The 6,155-nt window shown below is 70.9% G+C and carries 4 protein-coding genes; 2 read left to right on the top strand and 2 right to left on the bottom strand.

Annotation, left to right across the window (positions count from 1 at the left end; all coding sequences use genetic code 11):
• A partial coding sequence (locus K9U40_RS13550; protein WP_282890699.1) for an AsmA family protein occupies positions 1–3,486 on the bottom strand: 3,486 nt, incomplete at its 3' end.
• Between the two features lie 62 nt (positions 3,487–3,548).
• Positions 3,549–4,961: an FAD-binding oxidoreductase gene (locus tag K9U40_RS13545; protein WP_282890698.1), complete on the bottom strand. Its 1,413-nt coding sequence runs from the start codon at positions 4,959–4,961 to the stop codon at positions 3,549–3,551.
• A gap of 214 nt (positions 4,962–5,175) precedes the next feature.
• On the opposite strand from K9U40_RS13545, the gene K9U40_RS13540 reads away from it, so the two are divergent.
• Positions 5,176–5,685 (top strand): thioesterase family protein, encoded by a 510-nt coding sequence (locus K9U40_RS13540; RefSeq protein WP_282890697.1) that lies wholly within the window; start codon positions 5,176–5,178, stop codon positions 5,683–5,685.
• Between the two features lie 209 nt (positions 5,686–5,894).
• Positions 5,895–6,068: a hypothetical protein gene (locus K9U40_RS13535; RefSeq protein WP_282890696.1), complete on the top strand. Its 174-nt coding sequence runs from the start codon at positions 5,895–5,897 to the stop codon at positions 6,066–6,068.
• Positions 6,069–6,155: the final 87 nt, after the last annotated feature.

Below are 6,155 nucleotides of genomic sequence, written 5' to 3'. Positions count from 1 at the left end.
GAGACAGGGGGCCGGCTGCGGGCTGCTGGTCTGGGCCGGCGGCGCGACGGGTTTCGGCGCAGCGGGAACCGCAGGCGCAGGTTGGCTTTGCACGGCCGGCGCGGCCGGCGCGGCGACGGCCGGAGTCGCAGGCGCCGCCACCGGCTGGGGCTCGGGCGTGGCGCGGCCCTGGCGCTCCTCCAGCCGCCGCGTCTCGCGCTCGATGGCGCGCATGGCGATGACGCTGGTGAGGGCGGGCGCGGTCACGCGCCGTTCGGGATTGGCCACCGGGCCGCGCCAGACGATGCTGCCGCCGGGCGTGCCCCCCGCGCCCTCGGGGGCTTCCAGCTCCACCGTCGCGTCCATGGCGAGGCGCGGAAAATCGAAGCTGCCGTTGAAGCCCACGCGCACGCCGTCGGCGGTGGCGCGGGCCGGGGACAGGCGGGCGACGCCGTTCACCATGCCCAGCGTGGTCTCGGCGAAGGCAATGCGCAGCGGCCCCTTGGCAAATGCGCGGTCGAGCATCTGCGCCGTGCGCCGCTCATCGGGCGGCGGCGAGAGGCCGGCGGCTTCCGCCAGCGCCTGGTCGAGGCCGGCCGGGCTTGCGCCATCAATGACGAGATCGCGCACGCCCAGCGTGCCCTGTCCCGACAGGCCCTGCACGACGCCGAGCACGCTGCGGCCGGAGCCGCCGAGATCCACCAGCACATTGACCTTGCCCTTCGGCGCCGCGCGGGCGCCGGTGGGGGCCAGGATGGCCGCCGCATCCACCTGTTCCAGCACGAGCCGGCCATCCGCCTGCACGCCGTCGCCCTGCCGGCGCACACGCAGGGTGGCCGCCGCGCGTCCGCCGCCGAGGCTGCCGGAGATGTCGCGTACCTCGAGGTCGGTGCCGTCGCTGGCCAGCACGAGGCGCCCATTGCCCAGCCCGTAGGGACCGACGACGGCGAGGCGCGCCGCGGTCAGCTCCAGATTGAGGCCGAAGCCGGAGACCGCCGCCGGCTGCAGGCGCGCCGCGCTCCAGGTTCCGGGCGTGCCGGCGGGCTCGGGGCCGGTGCGGGCGGCGAACATGCCGAGGATGCGCGGCAGGGACAGGCTGTCGAAGGCCAGCTTGCCGCCGATGCGCGGCAACGGGCCGGGCTCGAAATCGAGGGTGCCGGAGACCGGCGCCGCCGCAAGCGAGCCGGTGATGGTGTCGAGCCGCCACAGTCCGCCCTTGCGGGCGAGGGTGAAGGCGAGCGCGGAGGGCACCGGCCCCTCCACCGCCGCCGAGGCCTGGGGCAGGATGCGGCCGAGGTCGCCGCCATCGAGCCGCACCGCGAGGCTGGGCTCGATGGTGCCGCCGGCGAGGTGCGCCGTGCCCTCCGCCTGGGCGGTCATGTCGGCGAGGGTGAGCCGGCCGCGCACCTGCGCCTCGTCGTGGGTCAGGGGGGAGACGGACAGTTCCACATGCGCCGGGCCGAGGCGCGGGCCGAGCCCCTCGATGCCGAAGGCCGCGAGCGCGCGCGCGCCGTCGGTGGCATCGGCCTTCAGGGCGATGCGCAGGGGCACCCCGGCATTGCTGCGGGCGAAGGAAACGTCGCCGGAAATCTGTCCCAGCGTGCCGGCCACCGTGATGTTGCGCCCGCCGGCCTCGCCCCACACCACGGTGCTCGAAAGCTTCACCGGCGCGGCGATGGGCTGGAGGGCGGCGAGCGCCTGCGCGGTCTGCTCCCCGGCCACGAGGCGGGCGAGGGGAATGAGGCCGTCGGCCTTGGTTCCCGAGAGGACGAAGTTGAACTCGCCGCGCGGCGTGGTGGAGAAGTTCTCCATGCGGCCCGCGCCTTCAAGGCGGATGCCCGCGAGATCCTCCATGGCGATGCGCGTCAGCCGCCAGTTGCCGCCGGTGGCGGCCCCGTCGAGGGTGAGGCCGCGCAGGGGCAGGCCGGCGAGGGTCAGGTTGCGGCCGTCGAGCACCAGCGCGCCGTCCGCGCCGCCGCCCACCGCCGCCGCCGCGGTCTGGAGCGCGGCGACCAGCGGGTCGAGATCGAAGCCGTCGAGGGAGAGCTTGAGATTGAGCCTGGGTGGTGCTCCGGCATCGAGCGCCGCCACCGCCGAGCCGCGCACCCGGCTGGCCGCGAAGGTGGCGTCGAGCCCGTCCACCGCGATCCGCGTCGGCCCGGCATTGACCTTGCCGCTGATGCGCACCGGGCCTTTCGCCGCGGCCACGTATTCGCGTGGGGCGGACGGCGCCGCCCAGCGCAGGAAGATGGCGGGATCGTCCGCCGAGAAGGTCACGGCACCGTCGAAGCCGCCGCCCGGGCCGCGCGTCGGCATGCCGGAGAGCCGCAGCGCCGCCTTGCCGGGCAGTTGCGCCTCGGCATTGTCCACCCGCCAGCCGGCGGCGGAGCCGGAAATGTCGGCGCGCACGTCGCGCACCAGCGTGCCGCCGAGCATGAGCTGCTCCACCGACAGGCCCACGCGCGAGGCGATGTCGGGCGCCGGCAGCGCGGCGACGCCGGACAGGAAGCGCGCCAGGGCGGCGGCGGGGTTCTGGTCGGCGGTGGCCTTGTCCCTTGCCGTGTTCCGCACGCCGTCGGTGGCGGCGCGCAGGGCGTCGAGGTCGAGGCTGCGGGCATTGAGCACGGCGTCGAGTCCCACCGCCCGCCCCAGCGTGAGCCGGGCCGAGCCGGAAAGCTGGGCCGGCGTCTGCGCCCCGCCCAGGGCGAGGTCGAGGCTGTCGACCAGCACGGCGTCGGGGCTGGCTTTCAGCGTGCCGGAAAGCTGCCAGGCCTCCAGCCCCTCGCCGCCATGGCGGGAGAGGGTGGCGCGGCCTTCGAAACGTGGCTTGGCGTCGGCGAAGGCGAGGCCCCCGTCGAGGTCCAGGGCATAGGGCCGGTTGCGGCCGTCGAGCACGAGGCGCAGGCGGCCGGTGCCGTCGTCGCCGATCTTGCCGAGGGTGGAGCGAATGGCGAAGCGCGTCCCCTGCGCTTCCACCTCGCCGTCGAGGCGGAACGGGCCGGACAGCGCGCGCGCCTCGCCCTTAAGGTTGAGGCCGTCCAGGGTCTGGGTGTGGTCGGAGGCGCGGTCGAGGAGATCGAGGGTGCCGTCCTTGACCTCGAACCGGGCGATGGAGAGGGCGGCGGGGCGCTGGGCGCCGGTGGGCAGGGCGATCCGCCCGGCGCTGTCGATGACGAGGCGGATCTGCGGCCGGTCCAGGCTGACGCCGGTGGCCTCCACCTCGCCGCGCAGCAGGGCGCCGAGGGAGAGTTCCGCCCGCAGCGCCCTCACGGTGCCGCCGGTGGACACCACGTCGCCCAGGGTGACATCCCGCAGCAGGATGCGCGGGGCGGGGAGAATCTCGGCGTCGATGGGGCCGCGAATGACCACCGGAACGCCGAGCGCCTGGCTGATCTGCGTCTCGAACGTCCCGCGCCACGCGTTCCAGTCCACCACGAACGGGGCCGCGAACGCCCCGCTGATGGCCAGGATCACCGCCGTGGCGAGACTGATCAGTATCCCCTGCACGCCCGTCTCCCCGAAAGGTCCCCTATATAGGGGGACCTGTTCCCTATGCGCAGGGATTGCGATCAGATCGCGACGATCTTGCCCGGATTCATGATGTTTTTGGGGTCGAGGGCGCGCTTGAGGGAGCGCATGACCTCAAGCGCCTCCTCGCCGTGCTCGGATGCCATGTACTTCATCTTGCCCTGGCCGATGCCGTGCTCGCCGGTGGAGGTGCCGCCCATGGCGAGGGCGCGTTCCACCAGTCGCTTCATATAGAGCTTGGCCTTCGCGAAATCCTCCGGGTCGTCCACGTCCACCATGAGCGTGGTGTGGAAGTTGCCGTCGCCCACATGGCCGACGATGGGGGCGATGAGGCCCATCTCCTCGATATCGCGCTTGGTCTCCATGACGCACTCCGCGAGCCGCGAGATGGGCACGCACACGTCGGTGGCCACCGCCTTGGCGCCGGGCCGCAGCGGCAACACCGACCAATAGGCGTCGTGCCGGGCCTGCCACAGCTTCGAGCGCTCCTCCGGCTTCACCGCGAACACCGAGGGGCCGCCGCCATACTCGGCCGCGAGCTCGCCGAAGCGGTCCGCCTGCTCGTGGACGCTGGCCTCGGTGCCGTGGAATTCGAGGAACAGGGTGGGCGTCTCGGCAAGGGCGAGCTTGGCGTAGGCGTTGGAGGCCTTCACCTGCACCTCGTCCAGAAGCTCGATGCGGGCCACCGGAATGCCGCTCTGGATGGTGGCGATGACGGTGTTGCAGGCCGCCTCCACGCTCGGGAACGGGCAGACCGAGGCCGAGACCGCCTCCGGGATGCCGAACAGCTTGAGGGTGATCTCGACGATGATGCCCAGCGTGCCCTCGGCGCCCACATAGAGGCGGGTGAGGTCGTAGCCGGCGGAGGACTTGCGCGCGCGGGTGGCGGTGGTGATGACCTCGCCGGTGGGCGTCACCACCTTCAGGGAGAGGACCACGTCCTTCATGGTGCCGTAGCGCACCGCATTGGTGCCCGAGCAGCGGGTGGAGGCCATGCCGCCGATGGAGGCGTCGGCGCCGGGATCAAGGGGGAAGAACAGCCCCTGGTCGCGCAGCTCCTCGTTGAGCCGCTTGCGGGTGACGCCGGGCTCGACCACGCAGTCGAGGTCTTCCGTGTTCACGGCGAGGATGCGGTTCATGCGCGAGAGATCCACGCAGATGCCGCCGAAGGGCGCGTTCACGTGGCCCTCCAGCGAGGTGCCTGCGCCCCAGGGGATCACGGGGACCTCATAATCGGCACACGCCCGGACAACGGCCTGCACATCTTCTATGCACTCGGCGAAGACCACCGCATCTGCCGGCTCGTTGGGCAGGTAGGTGGTAACGTTGGCGTGTTGTTCGCGGACGGCGAGGCCGGTCACGACTTTGTGATCAAGCTCGGCCTTCAGCCGTTCGATGACGGCGAAGCTTCTCTCCAGAAGCGTGAGCTCGGATTTCGCGGCTGCAACAACCATTTACGATTCCTTAACTTTGCCTCGCGCCTGCCGGCCGGGAGCCGGACAGGGGCCTTGGAGTCATCCCCAGAAATAGCTCGTTCTGAGCCATATTGAACTTGACAGTGACTTTTGTGATTCGCCCGTCGCGCCGCTTTGGGGCGTGACGAATGCCTTTTCTCGCGTCACAGTGTGCTCATCAACGGCACATTAATGCAGATGAAGCGAGGCGGCCATGCTTGACCGGATCGACTTTGAGCCCGTGTTTTTCGCTCCGTTCGTGTCTTCCGCCATGAAGGTGGAGGGGGAATGGATTGATTATAACGGTCATTTGAATGTGGCCTATTACACGCTCATCTTCGATCGCGCCGTTGACGAAGCCCTGTGCCTGCTGGGCCTTGGCCCGACCTATGCGGCGCGGCGCGGCGCCTCGTTCTTCACCGCGGAAAGCCACATCCGCTACCTGAAGGAACTTGCCCCCCATTCGCCGGTCCGGGTCACGCTGCGCCTCATCGACTATGACGAGAAGCGCCTGCACCTGTTCCAGACCCTGCACCATGCCTCCGAAGGCTGGGTCTCCGCCACCACCGAGCAGATGGTGCTCCATGTGGACCTGCGGACCCGCCACGTGGCTCCGTTCCCCGATGACGTGCTGGAGCGCATCGCTACCATGCGCGCCGCCCATGCCGCCCTGCCGCCGCCCGAGGGTCTCGGCCGGCAGGTGACCATGCCGGCCCGTTACTGACGCGCAAGCCGGCGCCGCCGGCCCTTTCATCCGCGTCAATCCCGACTCTCCCGACCGCCGGCCCGGGCCCGGCGGTCGCCTCTTCAGGCAAAACTGTTTCCTTGCGCTCTGCGCAGGGCAGGCATGCCGGGGCAAGAGTTCTGCTGCGCTGCGAGGGGGAGTAGTTTGCACTGCAAAAGGGCAACAAAGCCCATTTGCAGGAGGCCTCTATGAGCGCCGTCACCTATACCGGCAAGATCGTCCGTTCGTCCAAGACCGCCTCGTCCACCCAGAAGGGTTTCTTCGCCCGTCTCCTTGAGGCGGTCGTTGCTGCCCGCAAGGAGCAGGCCGAGCGCGAATACGCCCGCTACGTCCAGATCCACGGCCGCGATCCCGTCGCCTGAGACGCCGGGAGCGGCTCGCGCTGCGATCCGCTCCCCTGATCGGCCTTGGTTTTCCAATTTACCCCGGATCGACCGCCCGCGCCCCAG

The sequence above is a fragment of the Xanthobacter autotrophicus genome, from assembly GCF_030015065.1.
Taxonomy (GTDB): domain Bacteria; phylum Pseudomonadota; class Alphaproteobacteria; order Rhizobiales; family Xanthobacteraceae; genus Xanthobacter; species Xanthobacter autotrophicus_D.
This window is presented reverse-complemented; position numbering and strand designations above follow the sequence as displayed.

Excerpts from the sequence above, each read along its gene's own strand:
- K9U40_RS13545 (WP_282890698.1), bottom strand. The coding sequence starts at position 4,961 with ATGGTTGTTGCAGCCGCGAAATCCGAGCTCACGCTTCTGGAGAGAAGC.
- K9U40_RS13540 (WP_282890697.1), top strand. The coding sequence starts at position 5,176 with ATGCTTGACCGGATCGACTTTGAGCCCGTGTTTTTCGCTCCGTTCGTG.
- K9U40_RS13535 (WP_282890696.1), top strand. The coding sequence starts at position 5,895 with ATGAGCGCCGTCACCTATACCGGCAAGATCGTCCGTTCGTCCAAGACC.